Genomic DNA, 18,795 nt, shown 5'->3' with positions numbered 1-18,795 from the left:
GAGTGCGGATCATCCGTGGTGACGGCGGTAGGCGTCCGCCGCACCTGGATGCAGCGGCACCGTACCGGTACCGATCAGGGACCGGGCGTCCAGGAACTGGGTACCCGCGGCTTCGGCGGGAACCAGCGAATCGGCGTGCGCGAGCAGCACTTCGGTGAGCGCCCGCGCGGTGGACTCGGCCAGGGCGGGCGCGGCCACCAGCAGATTCGCCACCCCGATGGTGTGCACGGCGGGCGAGCCGGGATAGGTGCCCGCCGGAATCAGCACCGGGTCGTACAGATATCCGAACCGTTCGCGCATCGGCTCGGTCAGCGACCCCAGATCCAGCAGTCGCACCCCGGGCTCGGCCAGCGCCGGCGTGGGCACCCCGCCCGCCCACAGCAGTGCGTCGATGCGCCCCTGCCGCAATGCCGTGACGGCCTCGGCGAGCGGCAGATGCGTCGCGGTCACCTCGGCCGGGCTCAAACCGGCCGCCGACAGCAATTTCTCCCCGGTATGAGCGGCCCCGGACCCGGTGGCACCCACATTGATTCGCGCACCCCGCAGATCGCCCGCGCTTCGAATCGGCCCGTCCGCGGCCACCGCCACCTGAAGATAGTTCTCGTACACGCGCCCTATGGCGGGCGGCGGATCAGCGCTGTCGGCCACCGAATCGGCCAGCACCAACCCCACCTCTGCTCCCCCACGCGCCAGCAACTCCAAATTGTCGACCGACCCGGCGGTGCTCACCACCTCGATCCGTACTCCGGACCCCGCCGCGGTCCGTGAAAGCAGCTGCGCGAAGGCGTAATAGAACCCACCCGACTCCCCCGCCGCCATGCGCACGGTTGTCTCATCGCTCGCGCATCCCCCGAGCGTGCCCGATAGTACGGTCCCGGCCGTGAGCGCACCCGCGCCGCGCAGGAATCCGCGTCGCCCGATCATCGCTGACCACCAGCGAAAGATGTTGTGGGAGAGTGGAATACCGCATCAAGCGATGCGGCGGCCCGGCGTGTGCGTTCGGACGGAATTCGCGACCTTCGCCCGGCGGCGCTCGTGCGCGATTGCGGTGCGGTCATCGCGGCTTCCCCACGGGCAGGCGCACGATGACCGACAGGCCGTGCGGTTCCACCGGGCGTACCGTCAGAGTCCCGTGCCGGGACGTGGTCAGTGCGGCCGCGATCGGCAGCCCCAGACCCGAACCGCCGATCCCGTCGGCGGACGACCCCCGGAAGAACCGAGTGGTCAACTCCTCGAGTTCGGTAGCGGGCACACCGACACCGTCATCGGAGACGGTGATCGTCACCCACCCCGGCTCGGTCCCGACGCTCAGGCACGTGGTTGCGCCCGCACCCGCGTACCGGCAGGAATTGCTCAGCGCCACATCGAGAATCTGCGCCAGCACATCCACCGACACCGCGATATCGGTGGGTTGCTGCGCGGAACCCGCCCGGGTGGTCGCGTGCTGCGGTTCGGCATCGCATTGTGAGGTGCGGTTGAGCAGGTCATCAGTGCTTGTGGCGATCTCATGCGAGCGCGTCACGGCTGCCGTGGCGGTGCCGACTGCCGAGGTGGTCACGCTCTGGCCCGCGAGATCGGAGGACGTGCGCTGCAGAGTGCTGCCCGCGCGTGCGAAAGCGGTGTGCCAGGCGTCGATTCGATCCTCGATGACGGTGTCGGCGTCACAGTGGTCGGTGGTGCGGGTGCGGGTGGGGTCGAAATCGGTGCCCTCGGCGACCGCGAGATCGAGCAGGCCGTCCAGCAGTGCGGTGAGGCGCTCTACCTCGCGGGTCGCGCCGTGCAAGGTGGGTAGTGCTGTCTCCGAGACGCCGGGTTCGAGGGAGTCCAGGCGAATGGTCAACGCGGCCAGTGGGTTTCGCATGGCGTGGGCGGTGTCGTCGACGAGGCGGCGCTGGGCTCGGGCCGAATCGCGGACCGCCATGGCCATGGTGTCGAAGGATTCGGCGACCGCGCGGAGTTCGGGTGGGCCGCCGTGATGGCGGGTGACGGGGGTGGCGGTGCGCGGTTTGGGCAGGGTGGCGGTGAGTTCGGCGACCGATCCGGAGAGTCCGGCCAGCGGGCGCAGGACCCAGCGCGAGAGCATCAGGGCCAGGGCCGTGAACAGGGCCATGGCCGCCAGACCACCGACCGCGACGATTCCCCAGACACGGGTGATATCGGTGCGGGCGGTGGCGGTGGAGGCTTCGATCAGGACCGCACCGTCCACATGGGTGTCGCTGCCGACCGGGCGGGCAATGAGCAGGCCGGTGTTCGACCACGGGGTCAGGCGTTGCACGGTGGCGGTGCGCTGATTGCGGCGCGCGGCGCTCAACGCCGTCGCGACGACCGGATCATGCTGGTTCACACCGGCATTCACGATCGGGGTGCCGCGCCCGTCGATCACCAGCACCGGTTCGCCGTACAGGTCGTGATAGCGATCCACCTCCATGGTGAGGGCGCGGTTGTCGCCGGTGGCGGCGGCGGTCACCGCGAGCGCGGCCAGGCGGTCCGCGTCACCGGTGCGGCCCAGGATCAATTCCTGGGTGCGGCTGGTGGCCGCGGTCAGGCACAGCGGGATCGCGAACGCGAGCACCGCGACGGTGGCGAACACGGTCAACGCGATCAGCAGACGGCGGCGCATGACCTACTCACCCCAGCGGTAGCCGTAGCCGCGAATGGTGGTGATCAGGCCGGGCCGATCGAGTTTGGCGCGCAATCCGGTCATATGCACATCGAGCGAACGCGAGACCGCCACGAACGCGTCACCCCAGATGCGATCCATCAACTGCTGGCGGCTCACCGCCGCACCGGGCCGCTCCACCAGTGCTTCCACCAGTTCGAACTCCTTGGGCGTCAACCCGATATCGACGCCCGCGACCTCGACCCGCCGCGCACCCAGATCCACCCGCACATCCCCGGATTCGACCACGCGCCGCGGTGGTGCGGTCACCGCACCGGCGCGGCGGGTCACATTCTCGATGCGCGCCAATAATTCGGAAATGCGTGCCGGTTTGACCACGTAATCGTCCGCGCCGCCGCGTAATCCGCGCACGATGGAACGTTCGTCATTGCGGGCGGTCAGAATCACCACCGGCACCGCACTCACTTCCCGCAATTGCCGCAGCACCGTCAGCCCGTCCGCATCGGGCAGACCCAAATCCAGAATGATCGCGTCATATCCGCGATGCGCGATCAGCAGATCCGCACCCCGGCGCATCCGGGTCGCCTGCAACCCGCGCGCGGTGAACGCCTCCACCAGGGCGTCACCGACCCCGTCGTCATCTTCGACTACCGCAAGGCGCATGGACCGGATTCTTTCAGTGCTGCGGGACCGCGACCGGCACGGGGTTCGGCACCGCCGGGCTGTCCTCGGCATCGATGGTCGAGGCCGCGGAGGTTTCGCGCATGAAGAAATAGGTGACCAGCGAGATGAGCACGCACGCCGACACGTACCAGAAGTACAGCGACTCATGCCCGGCCTTCTTCAATGCCAGCGCGATCATTTCCGCCGTGCCACCGAAAATCGCGACCGTGAGCGCATACGGCAATCCGACCCCGAGTGCGCGAATACGCGTCGGGAACAGTTCGGCTTTGACGATCGCGTTGATCGAGGTGTAGCCGGTGATGATGACCAGCGCGGACAGCATCAACGCGAACGCGGCGAACGGATTGCGGGTATCGCCCAGCAGCGTCATCAACGGCACCGTGCCCAGCGTCCCCAGCACACCGAAGGTGATGAGCAGTTTGCGCCGGCCGATGCGATCCGAGAGCGCGCCCGCGATCGGCTGCAACACCACGAACACCAGCAGCGCCGCGAAATTGATCCACGCCGCGGTCGGCTTGGAGATACCCGAGGTATTGACCATGTATTTCTGCATATAGGTGGTGTACGTGTAGAACGCGACCGTGCCACCCAGGGTCAACCCCACCACCAGCAGGCATTCGCGCGGATACTGCAACAGCACCCGCAGCGACCCGCGATTCGATTTCGCTTGCGGCGCAGCCGATTCGGCACGGAACGATTCGGACTCGTCCATACCGCGCCGCAGCAGCATCACCACGATCGCACCGAACGCGCCGATCAGGAATGGGATACGCCACCCCCACGAATACATTTGCGCCGACGACAGGAACTGCAACAGCACCAACTGCACACCGAGGGCGGTCAACTGCCCCGCCACCAGCGTCACGTATTGGAAGCTCGAATAGAACCCGCGTTTACCCGCCGAGGCGACCTCGGACAGATAGGTGGCGCTGGTGGCGTACTCACCGCCGACCGACAATCCCTGCAACAGTCGCGCCAGCAGCAGAATGACCGGTGCGGCCAATCCGATCGTCGCGTACGAGGGGGTCGCGGCGATGATCAGCGAACCCGCCGCCATCACCGTCACCGACAGGGTCAGCGCCGCGCGCCGCCCGAACCGATCCGCGTACCGGCCCAGCGCCCAGCCGCCGATCGGGCGCATGAGGAACCCGACCGCGAACACCGCGGCGGTGGACAGCAATTGCGCGGTCGGATCCCCGTCGGGGAAGAACGATTTCGCGAAATACACGCTGAACGCCGCATAGACATACCAGTCGTACCATTCGACCAGATTGCCGATCGAGCCACGCAGCACATTGGCCACGACCCGCCGCTCCCCGCCGGGTTTGATGTCGGTCACCGGATACTCCTTCTCTGGGAGCCTCATCGCATCCCGCACCCACTGTGGCCCGCGACACACGCCCGCAGAAGCCATGACGGGGTTTCCTAACGCTCCCTTAGGACGATCACCACCCGGCGGCGATGCGCGCAAACCTCCTGCGCGCCCCACGGTCACCCTCTACTGTCTGAGAGAGCAGGCTGGTGAGTGGATCGAGAAGTGTTATGGCAGAAATGATTACGGCCCCGGCGGCGTTCCAGGCGACCGCGGCCATCGACCCCGACGCCATCGCGGTGCGCTCGATCGGCGGGGAGCAGTCGCTGACCTGGGGTGAATACGCCGCACAGGTGCGCGCGGTCGCCGGGGGTCTGGCCGCGCTCGGGGTCGGGCGCGGGGACACCGTGGCCCTGATGATGGCCAACCGGGTCGAGTTCTATCCCCTGGAAGTGGGCGCGCAGCACGCGGGCGCGACCTCGTTCTCGGTGTACAACACCCTCACCGCGCAACAGTTGAACTATGTGTTCACCAATGCCGGGAATCGGATCGTCATCTGCGAAGCCCAATACGTGGATCGCATCCGCGCCTCGGGCGTGCCGATCGAAACGATCGTGTGCGTGGATCGTGCGGTGCCCGGCACGCTGTCGGTGGCGCAACTGACCTCGCTCGCGCGCTCGGACTTCGATTTCGACGCCACCTGGCAAGCGGTGTCCGGCGAGGACATCGTGACCCTGTGCTACACCTCGGGCACCACCGGCAACCCCAAAGGCGTCGAGATATCGCACGCCAACCTGAGTTTCGAATGCCAGGCGTACGCCTCGGTGATGCCCGTGGAATTCGGGGACCGCATCACCTCGTATCTGCCGAGTGCGCATATGGCCGACCGGGTGACGGGGCTGTATCTGCACGAATACTTCGGCAGTCAGATCACCGCGGTGCCCGATCGCGCGCTACTGGGTGCCGCGCTGGTCGATGTGCGGCCCACCATTTGGGGCGCGGTGCCACGGGTGTGGGAAAAGCTCAAGGCGGGAGTGGAATTCGCGGTCGCGGGGGAAACCGATCCCGCGCGCAAGGCCGCGCTGGCGTGGGCGCTCGAGGTCGCCGACCGCAAAGCCCAGGCGCAATTGGCGGGCGTACCGCTCGATGATGTGCAAGCCGCCGAATGGGCCAAGGCCGATGAGCTGGTGCTGTCGGCCTTGCGCGCCAAACTCGGCCTGGATCAACTCAAATGGGCGCTGTCGGGGGCCGCGCCGATTCCGGCGGAAACACTCGGCTTCTTCTTCGGGCTCGGCATTCCCATCTCCGAAGTGTGGGGCATGTCCGAGCTGACCTGTGTGGCCAGCGTCAGCCCGCCCACCCAAGCCCGTCTGGGCACCGTGGGCAAACTGCTGCCCGGACTCGAATCCAAAATCGCCGAGGACGGCGAATTCCTGGTCCGCGGACCCCTGGTCATGCGCGAATACCGCAGCGAACCCGGCAAAACCGCCGACGCCCTACAGGACGGCTGGCTCGCCACCGGCGATATCGTCACCCAGGACGCGGACGGCTATCTGCGCGTGGTGGACCGCAAGAAGGAACTCATCATCAACTCCGGCGGCAAGAACATGTCCCCGGCCAATATCGAGAACACCATCAAAGCCGCCACCCCGCTCATCGGAGCCCTGGCCACCATCGGCGACCGGCGGCCCTACAACACCGCACTCATCGTCCTGGACGCCGAATCGGCCGAACCGTATGCGGCACAACACAATCTGACCGATGCTTCGGCGGACTCACTCGCCGCGCATCCGGAGGTGATCGCCGAGATCGCGCGCGGAGTCGCCACGGGGAACACGCATCTGTCGCGCGTCGAACAGATCAAACGGTTCGTGATCCTGCCCGTGTTCTGGGAGCCCGGCGGCGACGAGATCACCCTGACCATGAAACTGCGCCGCACTCCGATCGCGGACAAATACGCCGCCGACATCGAGCGCATGTACGCCCCCGAACGCGACGCCGACGTCCACGAACCGAGCACCGAACAGGCCTCAGCGCCCGCGTAGGAGGCATTACCGCAGGTGAAGCACCCGTCCCCGGGCGGGTGCCACACACCACACTCGTAACAGAGCGCTTGCTCTGTTATGTTTCGACTATGCCCCGCCCACGCACCCACGACCCCGGCACCGTCCTCGATGCCGCCGAAGCCCTGGCCGCCGACGGCGGGGCCGCCGCGGTCACCATTCGCGCCGTCGCCACCGCCACCGGGGTTTCGAACGGGGCCATCTACCACACCTTCGGGTCGCGCTCGGAACTGTTGGGGCGCACCTGGATTCGCGCCGCCCGACGCTTCGGAGCCGTCCAGCTCGAACTCATCGACGCCCACGACGGCGGCGGAGTCGAGGCCGTGGTGGCCGCCGCGGACGCGCCCGCGGTGTTCGCGCAACGCTTTCCCGAATCCTCCCGCCTGCTGCTGACCGTGCGGCGCGGGGATCTGCTCGGCGATGACCTGCCCGCCGAGGTCGCCGACGAGCTCGGCGGACTCGAACGCTCCCTCATCGACTTGATGAAACGCCTGGCCCTGGATTTATGGGGCCGCAAGGACGCGCGCGCCGTCGACGCCATCACCACCTGCCTGGTCGATCTGCCCACCGCCATCCTGCTGCGCCGCGACCGGCTCGCCGACCCCACCGCCCGCGAACATCTGCGCGCCGCCGTGCGCGCGATCCTCGCGGTCGGACCCGCACCACGACAACCACACCGCGATACCGATCCGAAGGAACCCTCATGAGCATCACCCTCACCCACCACGACAAGATCGCCGTCCTGGACCTCGGCGGCGACGAGAACCGCTTCACCCCCGAACGCCTCGACCAGATCAACGCCGCCCTGGACACCGTGCTGACCGACGGCTCGCACGCGCTCATCACCACCGGCGGCGGCAAGTTCTACTCCAACGGCCTGGACCTGGAATGGCTCTCGGCCAATGGCGACCGCGCGGATTGGTATGTGGCACAGGTGCAGGCACTGCTCGCACGCGTGCTCACCTTCCCGCTGCCCACCGCCGCCGCACTGCCCGGACACGCCTTCGGCGCGGGAGCCATGCTCGCCATCGCCCACGACTTCCGCCTCATGCGCGCCGACCGCGGCTACTTCTGCTTCCCCGAAGCCGATATCCGCATCCCGTTCACCAAGGGCATGGCAGCGCTCATCCAAGGCAAACTCACCCCGCGCTCGGCCATCGCGTCCATGACCACCGGGCGGCGCTTTCCCGCGCCCGAGGCCGTGGAATACGAACTCATCGACGCCACCGCACCCGAGGCCGAAGTCCTGGACGCGGCGGTGGCCGTGCTCACCCCGCTCGGAGCCAAGGATCAGAGCACGCTCGGAGCGATCAAGAGCGTCATGTTCGCTGGGGCCGTCACCGCACTGACCAACCCCTGACCGCACCCTGAACGGCCCGGTGCGGGTCCGCCACGGTCCGGCGTATCAGGTGCGAATAACGCCGCGCGGCACCAGGATTCATCACGCGTGAGCGTCGACCATCCAGCACGCGGAGGTATAGCGCACCTGATCGCCGTCCACGAACGGCTCGAACGCCGCCCGCACCACCTCGATCACCATGGCGCGAGTGGACTCATCGGCCTCGGGCAGCACCTGACCCACCGGGCCGAACTGGGTGAAATACCCGACCAGTGACTCCTCGGGCATCGCGCACCGCACATCGGCCGGACGCACCGAGATATCGGCCCACCCGCTCTTGTCCAGCACCCCGCGCACGAACTCCGGATCCGCGAACCCGAACTGGCCCGGCTGATTCGCCACACGCGGCGGCAGATTCGGCAGCAGCGGTGCGGCCGCGCGCTCGGCGGTCGTCATGAACGGATTGTCCTGGGTACCGCGCCACGCCAGGAAACGCAGTGCGCCGCCCTCTCGGGTAGCCGAGCGCAAATTCGTGAACGCGGCCACCGGATCGGGAAAGAACATCACCCCGAACCGGGACAGGATCAGATCGAACGACGCCGGTTCGAAATCGTGAGTCTGGGCGTCGGCGAGCAGAAAGTCCACGCGCGCACCCGAATCCACCCCGCGCGCCTTCGCCGCGGCGATCATCGGCTCGGAGATATCGACCCCCGTACACCTGCCGAGCGCACCCATGCGCCGCGCCGCCGCGATGGTGGTCGCACCCGCCCCGCACCCCACATCGAGTATCCGCGCCCCCGATCCGACGACCACCGGCTGCACCAGCAACTCCTCGAGCGGTTTCATCACCTGATCCAGCAGCTCCTGCCACTGCACCCACGCGTGCCCGGACGGGCCGTTCCAGCGGGTGCTCTGCTCATCGGCCTGCGGTGCGCTCGCCATGGGGGATCTCCTTTACTCACCGGGATCTGCGGTACACACTTCACTGTGTCAGTTCAAGTCGACTAGAGGTCAAGCCATGAACCCCAGCACCGGCGTGGATCTCGATATCGGTGAGGTCGTCACCCGCTCGGGCATACCCGCCTCGACCCTGCGCTACTACGAGGAACGCAACCTCATCACCTCCACCGGCCGGCGCGGACAACGCCGCATGTTCGCGCCCAGCGTGCTGCGCCAACTGGCCCTCATCGGCATGGGACGCGCCGCCGGATTCAGCCTCGACGAAATCGGGCGCATGTTCACCCCCGACGGCGACCCGCACCTCGATCGCGCCATGCTCGCGGCCAAAGCCGATGAACTCGACCGCACCATCGCACGCCTGAGCACCCTGAGTGAGAGCCTGCGTCACGCCGCGGACTGCTCCGCGCCCACCCATATGCAATGCCCCACCTTCCAGCAGCTGCTCGAAGCGGCCCTCGCCGATCCGGCACGGCCGCAACCGCATCGGATCGGACGGGCACTGCCGGTGTGAGGTTCGGTGCGGGGACGGTTAGCCAGCGGCCGACGGTTCAGCGTGAGGTGGCGTGCAGATGCGGCAGCAGGTGTTCGGCCACCGCCGCGGGTTGTTCGGCATGCAGGAAATGGCCCGCGTCCGGTATCTGAGCGGCATCGACCCCCGCACTGCGCGCCAACGCCAACTGCATCGGCGGGGACATACAGCCATCGCGCGCACCGGACAGGGCCAGCGTCGGAATCGGTGCGGGAGCCGCCATCAGCACCCGATGGAACCGGCGCGTGGGGGCACGATGCACGGTGAACAGCGAACGGTAGTAGCGGGTCGCCGCGCGCGCGGTCGCCGGATCGGTGAAAACCGTTGCGGTGGGCGCGAACTCGGCATCGGTGAAATCCCAGCCCGGAGACCAGCGCCGCCACAGCCGCCGCACGAACGCCGCGTCATGACGGGTCAGCAGACGATGCGAGGCACCGGACTGCATCACCGGGATATACGACGACATCACGGTTTGCCGGGGTAGCTGCCGCGCCGCGGCCGCGGGGAAACCCGCGCCGAACGGCGGGATCGCCAGCTGGGTCAGGGAAAGCCATTGGCGGGGTTGGCGTTTGGACAGGACCATCGCCGCGAACGCACCCCAGTCATGACCCACCAGATGCGTCGGCGGGCCGCCCAGGGCACGATGCCAGGCCGCGATATCGTCCGCGACCGCCATCAGGTCATAGCGAGCATGACGGCGCGCCGACTCGGGGGTGTAGCCGCGCAGCCACGGGGTCAGCACCTGGAAACCGGAATCGACCAGCAGCGGAATCAATCCGTCCCAGCTGTGCGGGGAGTCCGGGAAACCGTGCAGCAGCATCACCAGCGGTGCGTCGGCCTCCCCGAACTGCCGTGCCGACAGCAATAAACCGTCCCGCCGCAACTCCAGCGCGGACTCACCGGTGTCAGCCGATGTCATAGGTACCTCTCTTCGAGCGCGGCCCCACCCGCGGTAGCGGATGGGGCCGAAGGCGCGCGCCGCGACCCGGCGCGCGCACGCACCCGCCCGATCGGCGAGTGCGGTTGTGCCACAACATATTCCACCCCGGGCATGCCGAACGGTGAAATCGGCGGGAAAATCCCGCTCAGCGGCCCCGCCACACCGGTGCGCGCTTCTCCACGAATGCGCGCATGCCCTCACCGGCATCCTCGGACGAGAGCGCGGCCGCCGCGACTTGACCCTGGCGCGAGAACGCCTCGGCGGTGGACCAATCCGGGGCCTGATCGATGATCTGTTTCCCGGCGTCGATGCTCAGCGGGGCGTTCACCGCGATCCGCTCGGCCAACTCCAGCGCCGCGTCCAGGGCTTTCCCGGGTGCGGCGACCTGGTTGATCAATCCCAGCTCGGCGGCCCGGGTCGCGGTGATCGGATCACCGGTCAAGGTCAACTCCATGGCGATCGCGCGCGGCAGCCGTTGCGACAGGCGCAGCACGCCACCGCCCACGGCCACCAGACCGCGCTTGACCTCCGGAATACCGAATGTCGAATCCTGCGCCGCCACAATCAGATCCGCCGACAACGCCAGCTCGCATCCGCCCGCCAGCGCCGGACCCTCCACCGCCGCGATCAACGGTTTACGCGGCGGCGTCGACACGATCCCGAGAATGCCGCGCTTCTCGGTCACCGGCACCTCACCGCGCGCGGCGGCCTTGAGATCCATTCCGGCACTGAAATATCCACCCGCACCGGTCAGAATCGCGATCCGCGCGTTCGGATCCGCCTCATAGGCGTCGATCGCTCGCTCCAGCCCCAGCGCGGTCGCCAGATCGATCGCATTGCGCACCCTGGGCCGATTGATCGTAATGATCATCACGTGCCCGCGCCGCTCGATCAGCACCGGAGCCGGTGGCGCGGCGGGCAATTCGACCCGTTCGGTGCCATCGACCCGGACCAGATCCCCGGTCACCGTCACCGGCAACCCGAGCAGATCACCATCGACCGGGAACCCGGAACCGGCCTGCTCGGGGGTCACCGCGTCCTCGCCGGAATCGGTACCCGCGCCGACAGCAACCGATTCGGCCGCACCGGCGGGAGTGTCCACTGCCGAGCCGGTAGCGGCTGTGCGGTCATCGGCCGCGGTCCCCTCGCCGCTCAGCGCGGTGAGAAGGGCGGAATCGGTGCTGCGCAGCAGGACTCGATCACCTTCGGGGGTGAGCAGGCTCAGGATCGCGGCTTCGGGATGGCCGTCGCGGTCATAGGGCAGGGTGTACGCCTCGACCACGGCGGGGCCGTCGTAACCGGTGCGGGCGCGGCGCTTGGGCGGATGCTCGATCACCGGGGTCAGATGCCGGTAGGCCGCCGCAGGCGGGGTCGCGGAGTAGACGCCGATCGCGTGTTTGGTCAGATACCAGCCCAACGAGGTGGACAGGCCGAAGGATTCGGGTTCGGCGCGCAGCCGCTGCACCAAGGTCGCGACCGCGTGACCACCGTAATTGTTGCCCGGACCGCCACCGAAGGTCAGCCCGCCGGTCACCGACAGCGGACGCTTGGGATCATCGGCGGGCAAACCCAGCTCGCGCGCGGCGATCTGCACCGCGACCGGGAAGCACGCGTACAGGTCGATATGGGCCAGATCCTCGGGGCGAATACCGGTGTGGTCGAACACCGCGGCGCCCAGGGCGCGAATGGCCGGGGAGGCCGCGAGTTCGGTGCGTTCGGAGACGAACCATTCATCGCTGCCCGACGCGCCCGCGTGCAGGAACACCCACTTGTCCTGCGGGATACCGGCGGCTTCGGCGGCCGCGGCACTGCACATGATGATGCCCGAGGCCATATCGACGGTCAGGTTCGCGCATTCGAGTTTGGTGTACGGCGCGGAGATCATGCGATTGGCTTCGGTGGCCGTCGCGATCTCGGCCGGGGTGAATTCCTGCGGCTGCCAGGCGTTCGGGTTGCCCGCCGCCACCGCCGACAACCGCGACCACAGCTCGGCCACCGCCTGCGCGTGCTCGGCCGCAGTGCGGCCCAGGCGATGCCGGTTCGCCGATTCCAGCAGCGCGTACATATTGATCGGAGCCAGTAGTCCGGACTCGGTCTCGGGTGCGTTGTTCGCGGGCTTGTCGATACCGACCGTGCGCGTGGGACGCACCGCGGAATCCTGCACCGGCCAATCCACCTCGATGCCCGCGCGCTGGGCCGCGGCCTGGGTGGCACCGGCTTCGGCTCCGGTCACCAGCACCACGTCGTAGTCGCCCGCCGCGATCGCCGCGGCCGCCTCATTGAGCACCAGCTGTCCGCCGTCACCGCCGAACGGGCTCGACTGCACCGTGTCCACCGTGCCCGCGCCCACCGCATCGGCGATCAGCGCGCCCAGATCCCGGTACTGCCACGAAGTCGGGGACACCGAGTACACCGCGTCCGCGCGCGCCAGCAGTGCGTCCCCGGCCCCGGCGTCGGTGGCCGCGGCGCGCAGCGCCCGCACCGCCAGCTCGGACGGATCGACATAGCCGGGGTCGGGGGTGCGATTCACGATCTGACCCACACCCACCAGTACGGGTGTCGTCGGCGCGAGCACCGCACCGGACGCCTTGTGCCGCACGGCTTTCCGAGACGGGCGGGACGCGGGCCCGGCGGCCGCGATCGCGGCGGGCAGTCCGGTGAGCGACTCGGCCAGTGCGTCACCGAGACTGCGCGCCACCGTCCCACCCAGGGGGCCTTCGATCGGCTGTCCGGCCAGTCCCGCATCCAGATACACCGTCGACCCGGCTCCGGCGGGCGTCACCGTGATCCACAATCCGAGGGTCAACCCCTGCGGGCCGGTACCTCGCAAGTGCAGCCCGGTCTCATCGACCCCCGCCACGGTCCAGCGCAGATCGGCGGGAATGCCCATGAACTTGGCGACCTGCCCGTATTCCAGGCCCGTCTCGGCCTGTCCGGGGGCGTCACCGCGCCAGCCCGCGTGGAAGGTGACCCACTCCGGAATCCGGTGCAGATCCACCAGATACGCCAGCGCCGTGGCCGCGTCGACATCCAGGCCCTGCTGGGCGTGCGCGGTCCGCACGAACTCGCTCAACCCCGCGGGTGGCGTGTGCTCCCCGAGATCCACCGGTTCCGGTGCCGCCTGCTGCCCGGTCAATCCCGCCACCAGATCACGCACGATGCGCGGATCCCGGCGCACGGCCCCCAGCAGATCACCGCCCGCGCGCAGCTGTTTACGCACCGCACGGAATTTGTCGAACCCGGGCACCGAAGTCACCGTCGAACCTCCTCATTGAGGATGAGAGCATTAAAGCCTCACCGTATCGCCAACCGGCGCTGAGCGGGAGGGGTGCCCGCCTCGGGAGCGCGGAAGCACCTTCGGGGCTCGTGGGCGGGAAACGAGAATCGCCCACCGCCGCATGGGCCGTGGGCGATTGTCGAAATGCGCGGCGATTGTCGTCGTCGCGCAGTGCGATCCGAACCCCGCCGATAGTTCTGCTACAGGCTGATGCCGAGCAACGCGTCCACCGCGGCCCGGATCGCCCCGGGGGCATCCGCGTCGGGACCGCCGTAGTTCAGCGCCTGCTGGGCCCAGCTGTCCACCGCGGCAAGGGCTTTGGGGGTGTCCAGATCATCGGCGAGATGCTGGCGCAGGCGCGCGATGGTGTCCGCGGCATCGGGGCCGGATGCCAGCGCGACCGCCGAGCGCCAGCGGTCCAGGCGCGAGAGTGCTTCGGCGAGCACCGCATCGGACCATTCGCGGTCCTGGCGGTAATGCCCGGAGAACAAGCCCAGCCGGATCGCGGCCGGGTCGGTGCCCGAGCGGCGCAGCTTGGACACGAACACCAGATTGCCGCGCGATTTGGACATCTTCTCGCCGTCGAGGCCGATCAAACCGGCGTGCACGTAGTGGCGGGCGAAACGACGACCCTTGACCAGTGCTTCGGCGTGCGCGGTGGAGTATTCGTGATGCGGGTAGATCAGATCGCTGCCGCCGCCCTGAATATCGAATTCGGTGCCGATGCGATTGAGCGCGATCGCCGCACACTCGATATGCCAGCCCGGGCGGCCCGCGCCGAACGGGGCGGGCCAGGACGGTTCACCCTCGCGCTCGGCGCGCCACAGCAGCGCGTCGATGGGATCGCGCTTACCGGGGCGATCCGGATCGCCGCCGCGTTCGGCGAACAGTTTCTCCATGGTGGCCCGGTCATAGCCGGACTCGTAGCCGAACTGGTCGGTGGCATCGTGCCGGAAGTAGATATCCGGATACTGCGCGTCATCGACCACATACGCCGCCCCCGACGCGAGCAGCTTGTCGACGAGTTCGACGACCTCCTGCACCGATTCGATCGCGCCGATGTAGTGCGCGGGCGGCACCACGCGCAGCGCTTCCATATCCTCGCGGAACAGGTTGATCTCGCGGGTGCCCAGATCGCGCCAGTCGATACCGTCGCGCGCGGCCCGCTCGAACAGCGGATCATCCACATCGGTGACGTTCTGCACGTAGTGCACCTCATGTCCGGCATCGCGCCAGAGCCGGTTGACCAGATCGAAGGTCAGGTAGGTGGCGGCGTGCCCGAGATGGGTGGCGTCATAGGGGGTGATCCCGCAGACGTACATGGTGGCGGTGGGGCCGGGGGTGACCGGGCGCACCTGCCGATCGGCGGTGTCGAACAAACGTAACGCCGGTCCGGATCCGGGGACGGTCGGGACAGCGGTATCGGACCAGGACTGCATGAATCGAGGTTAACTGTGTGACGGGCGTCCAACCCGCGCGCCCCCGCTCACCGGTACCCGCACCCCCGCGGTGATGCACCGCTCGACCTGCACTTTAATTACGCCCGCGCACCCGTCAATGGTTGAAATCATGATGCAGGCAACGTTTTTCGCGTTGCAACGGACTCGGCGTGATCAGAATGCGGGCCAGGGGATGGGTCGCTGGCTCGACGGCAGCGGCAGCACCGGATGCTCGAGCAACTCCCGCGCGCGGGCCTCGAGGGCCTCGATTTCGGTGTCGGTGATCAGCTCGGCGAGCCGGGCACCCAGCTCACCCGGCAGCGCTTTGACCAAAACCGTGATGTCGGTGAGCAATTCGTCCTCGATCGGCTCACCGGCCCAGCCCCACAGCACCGTGCGCAGTTTGGGTTCGGCATTGAGGCAGATGCCGTGATCGACCCCGTACACCCGGCCATCGATCCCGGCCAGCACGTGCCCGCCCTTGCGATCGGCGTTGTTGATCAGCACATCGAGCACCGCCATGCGTAGTAGCCGCGGGTCTGCCGCATGCACCAGCGATACCGGATGCCCGGACGGATCCAGCGCCCGCAGCACCTCCCGGAACCCGTCCGGAATCTGCCCCACGGGCACCAGATCCACCAGATCCGGGCCCTCGTCGACGATATCGATCCAGCGCTGCACCATGCCGATCCCGTACGGGCCCTCGCGCAGCACGGTTTCGGGAATCACGCCCCAGCCCAATGCCTCCGACACCGCGTACGAGGCGACCTCGCGCTGGGCCAGGGTGCCGTCGGGGAAGTCCCACAGCGGTCGTTCCCCGCGCACCGGTTTGTACACCACGCGCAGCACCTGGTGCTCGTCCTGCTCGGCCTCGCACACCAGCGTCACATTGCTGGCGGTGGTGACCTGCCCGATCACCGTCAGCTCGGCGGTGCGCAGCGGGTCGTTCGACACGTCAATCCTCTTCTGGCTCGCTGGTGGCGCCGAAGATCTCGCCGCGCTTGTACCCGTTGGTGCGCACACACATATGCCCGGTCGGGGACAACGGTTCCTGACACAGCGGACACGGCGGGCGGCCCGCCGCGATCACCCGCGTGGAGCGCAACGCGAATTCGCGCGCCTGCACCGGGGTCAGGAATACCCGCACCGCGTCCGGGCCTTCCTCGGTGTCATCGAGCACCACCGATTCGTCGACCTCGGTCTCGGTGATCGCCAACAGCTCCACCACCACCGCGTTCGCGTCCGCGTCCCAGCCCAAACCCATGGTGCCGACCCGGAATTCGGCTTCTATCGGGGTCGCCAGCGGTGCGATATCGGCCACATCGGCCGGTTGCGGGGGCACCGGGGTGCCGAAGCGGCGCGCCACCTCGTCCAGTAGCAGCCCCATCCGATCGGCCAGCACTTTCACCTGCTGCTTCTCCAGCAGCACGCTGACCACGCGCGGCTCCTGCACGGCCTGCAGGTAGAAGGCGCGGTCACCCGGCTCGCCGACGGTGCCGGCGATGAATCGATCGGGGGTGCGGAAAATATGGATTGCTCGGCCCATGGCACCTCCTCCAAAGCTCACTCACCACTAAGAATCGGGGCGCTCCGCTACCCCATTATCCGTACTACCGGTATTGCCCGTTTCACCGCCGGGCACCGGTCCCGATCTGGATTCGCCGCCGGTTTGCGGCGAAATCGCCGCCAAGGCGGACAGATCCGAGCCGGTGTCATTGAGCCGCCACACGTACGGGGCGGTCGGACTGTAGCGGATCACACTGATCGAGGCCGGTTCGACCACGATCCGCTGGAAACCGTCCAGGTGAATTCCGAACGCGTCCGCCAGCAGCGACTTGATCACATCCCCATGGGTGCACGCCACCCACAACACATCGCCGCCGTGTTTCTCTCCCAGAATCCGGTCGTGTTCGCGCACAGCGGAAACCGCGCGGAACTGAACCTGCGCCAAACCCTCACCCGAGGGGAACACCGCGCCCGAGGCGTGCCGCTGCACCACCTTCCACAGCGGCTCGTTCACCAGCTCGCTCAACGCCCGCCCGGTCCAGTCGCCGTAATCCACTTCCAGCAGGCGCTCATCGGGTTCGGCCTCGATCCCGAGCTTGTCCGCCAGCGGGGCGACGGTGCGCTGACAGCGCAGCAGCGGTGAGGTCACGATGTGCTCGATGGGCAGCGACCCCAGCCGCTGTGCGACCGTATGCGCCTGCTCGCGCCCGCGGTCGGTGAGATCGACGCCGGCGCTGCGGCCGGCCAGGGTGCGGGCAGTGTTCGACGTGGAGACGCCGTGCCGCAACAGGATCACCGTCACCGGGACAGCCTACGTGCTACGTCGCGCTGACGACGCCGGTCGCCAGCAGCGCCATCACCGTCAGGCCCAGGATGATGCGGTAGCCGACGAACCAGTCCAGCGAGTGCTTGGTCACGAACCGCAGCAGCCACGCCACCGAGGCGTAACCGACCAGGAAGGAGATGACCGTGGCGACCAGGATCTGCATGCCCGAGGCGTTGAGGCCCTCACCGGCGGGTTCGAAGGCGTCCGGCAGCGAGAACAGGCCCGAGGCCAGCACCGCGGGAATCGCGAGCAGGAATGAGAAGCGCACGGCGGCTTCACGAGTCAGGCCGATGAACAGACCCGCCGAGGACGTCGCACCCGAGCGCGACACGCCCGGAATGAGCGCCAGGCATTGCGCGAAGCCCATGATCAGGCCGTCGCGGGTGGTGAGCTGTTCGATCGGGCGGCGCTTCTCGCCGTAGTACTCCGCGGCCGCGATCACCAGTGCGAACAGGATGAGCATGGTCGAGACCAGCCACAGATTCCTTGCGCCGGTACGGATTTGGTCCTTGAGCAGGAATCCGATCACACCGATCGGGATGGTGGCGATGATCACATACCAGCCGATGCGGTAGTCCAGATCGCGCTGCGAATCCGGATCCAGCACATACCCGCCGGGCACATCGTCGCGATAGACCGGCAGCACGGTGGTGGGCTGATCGTGCAGCGGCACCCGCGCGGGCTCGCGTCCGGTGATCTTCCACGAGATGGTGGTGAACCAGGCCACCAGGATTCGCCAGATGTCCTTGGCGAAATACACCAGCACCGCGGCCTCGGTGCCCAACTGGGTGACCGCGGTGAAGGAGGCGCCCGCGTCATCGCCGAAGAAGACCGCCGACACGATGCGCATGTGCGCCGAGGACGAAATCGGCAGAAACTCCGTCAAGCCCTGCACCAGACCCAATATCAGGGCCTGCACCCACGTCATCGACTCGCCCACGCACATCCTCCAGTCCCGAATCGTCGGCTGCCGGTGGACAATTCGCCCACGCGCGACGGATTCGCCGCGAATACCGCCGGTGACCCTACAGGGCGCGGGACAACACCTGTCAGCGGAAGCACCCAACCGGGCGCGGAACCACCGCACGGGGTCCGCACCGTCACCGCGCGTGCGCCGGAACCGCGGTGCTCACCGTGCGCACCGGCACTCCGCGAACACGCAAACATGGTGGTCCAGAGGGGGATTGCGCGATCGGACGCGGTGGCCGCGCGACATCGCGGCCGAATCGATACGCGCACGGCCCGGCGAGGCATAGCGGGGCGGACGGGACATGTGCGCTTAGGCTGACGCGTGTGACGA

At 67.9% G+C, this 18,795-nt stretch carries 16 protein-coding genes; 4 read left to right on the top strand and 12 right to left on the bottom strand.

Annotation, left to right across the window (positions count from 1 at the left end; translation table 11 throughout):
• Positions 1-9: 9 nt before the first annotated feature.
• The 4 genes from ACFC4D_RS00960 to ACFC4D_RS00945 form a co-directional block, all read right to left on the bottom strand.
• Positions 10-924, bottom strand: coding sequence for a TAXI family TRAP transporter solute-binding subunit (locus tag ACFC4D_RS00960; RefSeq protein WP_376061109.1), 915 nt, complete (start codon positions 922-924; stop codon positions 10-12).
• Between the two features lie 130 nt (positions 925-1,054).
• The gene (locus ACFC4D_RS00955) at positions 1,055-2,620 is read right to left on the bottom strand and encodes a sensor histidine kinase (protein WP_376061108.1); all 1,566 of its coding nucleotides are present in this window, start codon (positions 2,618-2,620) and stop codon (positions 1,055-1,057) included.
• 3 nt (positions 2,621-2,623) lie between these two features.
• A complete protein-coding gene (locus ACFC4D_RS00950; protein WP_376061107.1) occupies positions 2,624-3,283 on the bottom strand; it encodes a response regulator transcription factor in 660 nt (219 codons plus the stop codon).
• 13 nt (positions 3,284-3,296) lie between these two features.
• On the bottom strand, positions 3,297-4,643 hold the full coding sequence (locus ACFC4D_RS00945) for an MFS transporter (RefSeq protein WP_376061106.1): 1,347 nt from the start codon (positions 4,641-4,643) through the stop codon (positions 3,297-3,299).
• Between the two features lie 203 nt (positions 4,644-4,846).
• Between ACFC4D_RS00945 and fadD11 the strand changes: the two genes are divergently transcribed.
• The 3 genes from fadD11 (at position 4,847) to ACFC4D_RS00930 (ending at position 8,039) form a co-directional block, all read left to right on the top strand.
• Positions 4,847-6,661: a fatty acid--CoA ligase FadD11 gene (gene fadD11 / locus ACFC4D_RS00940; RefSeq protein ID WP_376061105.1), complete on the top strand. Its 1,815-nt coding sequence runs from the start codon at positions 4,847-4,849 to the stop codon at positions 6,659-6,661.
• 89 nt (positions 6,662-6,750) lie between these two features.
• Entirely contained in the window at positions 6,751-7,386 is a 636-nt protein-coding gene (locus ACFC4D_RS00935; protein ID WP_376061104.1) for a TetR/AcrR family transcriptional regulator, read from the top strand.
• Complete coding sequence (locus tag ACFC4D_RS00930; RefSeq protein ID WP_376061103.1) at positions 7,383-8,039, top strand: enoyl-CoA hydratase-related protein; 657 nt, start codon at positions 7,383-7,385, stop codon at positions 8,037-8,039. The genes ACFC4D_RS00935 and ACFC4D_RS00930 overlap by 4 nt, the downstream gene beginning before the upstream one ends.
• Positions 8,040-8,120: 81 nt before the next feature.
• Here ACFC4D_RS00930 and ACFC4D_RS00925 read toward each other — a convergent pair whose 3' ends face one another.
• A complete protein-coding gene (locus tag ACFC4D_RS00925; protein WP_376061102.1) occupies positions 8,121-8,960 on the bottom strand; it encodes a class I SAM-dependent methyltransferase in 840 nt (279 codons plus the stop codon).
• Between the two features lie 76 nt (positions 8,961-9,036).
• Between ACFC4D_RS00925 and ACFC4D_RS00920 the strand changes: the two genes are divergently transcribed.
• Positions 9,037-9,489, top strand: coding sequence for a helix-turn-helix domain-containing protein (locus tag ACFC4D_RS00920; protein ID WP_364634184.1), 453 nt, complete (start codon positions 9,037-9,039; stop codon positions 9,487-9,489).
• A 37-nt stretch (positions 9,490-9,526) separates the two neighbouring features.
• On the opposite strand, the gene ACFC4D_RS00915 is transcribed toward ACFC4D_RS00920, so the two are convergent.
• The 7 genes from ACFC4D_RS00915 to ACFC4D_RS00885 all read right to left on the bottom strand — a co-directional run bounded on the left by ACFC4D_RS00915 (position 9,527) and on the right by ACFC4D_RS00885 (position 18,423).
• Positions 9,527-10,426, bottom strand: coding sequence for an alpha/beta fold hydrolase (locus ACFC4D_RS00915; RefSeq protein WP_376061101.1), 900 nt, complete (start codon positions 10,424-10,426; stop codon positions 9,527-9,529).
• Between the two features lie 166 nt (positions 10,427-10,592).
• A complete protein-coding gene (locus tag ACFC4D_RS00910; RefSeq protein ID WP_376061100.1) occupies positions 10,593-13,703 on the bottom strand; it encodes a crotonase/enoyl-CoA hydratase family protein in 3,111 nt (1,036 codons plus the stop codon).
• A gap of 221 nt (positions 13,704-13,924) precedes the next feature.
• Complete coding sequence (gene mshC, locus ACFC4D_RS00905) at positions 13,925-15,163, bottom strand: cysteine--1-D-myo-inosityl 2-amino-2-deoxy-alpha-D-glucopyranoside ligase (protein ID WP_375967364.1); 1,239 nt, start codon at positions 15,161-15,163, stop codon at positions 13,925-13,927.
• A gap of 174 nt (positions 15,164-15,337) precedes the next feature.
• On the bottom strand, positions 15,338-16,117 hold the full coding sequence (locus ACFC4D_RS00900; RefSeq protein ID WP_375967362.1) for an SCO1664 family protein: 780 nt from the start codon (positions 16,115-16,117) through the stop codon (positions 15,338-15,340).
• 1 nt (position 16,118) lies between these two features.
• Entirely contained in the window at positions 16,119-16,709 is a 591-nt protein-coding gene (locus ACFC4D_RS00895) for a DUF3090 domain-containing protein (RefSeq protein ID WP_364634192.1), read from the bottom strand.
• 27 nt (positions 16,710-16,736) lie between these two features.
• Positions 16,737-17,471 carry a histidine phosphatase family protein gene (locus tag ACFC4D_RS00890; protein ID WP_376061099.1) on the bottom strand — a complete coding sequence of 245 codons (735 nt, stop codon included), beginning with the start codon at positions 17,469-17,471 and terminating at the stop codon, positions 16,737-16,739.
• 16 nt (positions 17,472-17,487) lie between these two features.
• The gene (locus ACFC4D_RS00885; protein WP_375967358.1) at positions 17,488-18,423 is read right to left on the bottom strand and encodes an undecaprenyl-diphosphate phosphatase; all 936 of its coding nucleotides are present in this window, start codon (positions 18,421-18,423) and stop codon (positions 17,488-17,490) included.
• Positions 18,424-18,795: the final 372 nt, after the last annotated feature.

It is taken from the genome of Nocardia sp. NPDC056000 (assembly GCF_042269265.1).
GTDB lineage: Bacteria > Actinomycetota > Actinomycetes > Mycobacteriales > Mycobacteriaceae > Nocardia.
Note: the sequence above shows the minus strand (reverse complement) of the source record. Positions and strands in the feature narration are given on the sequence as shown.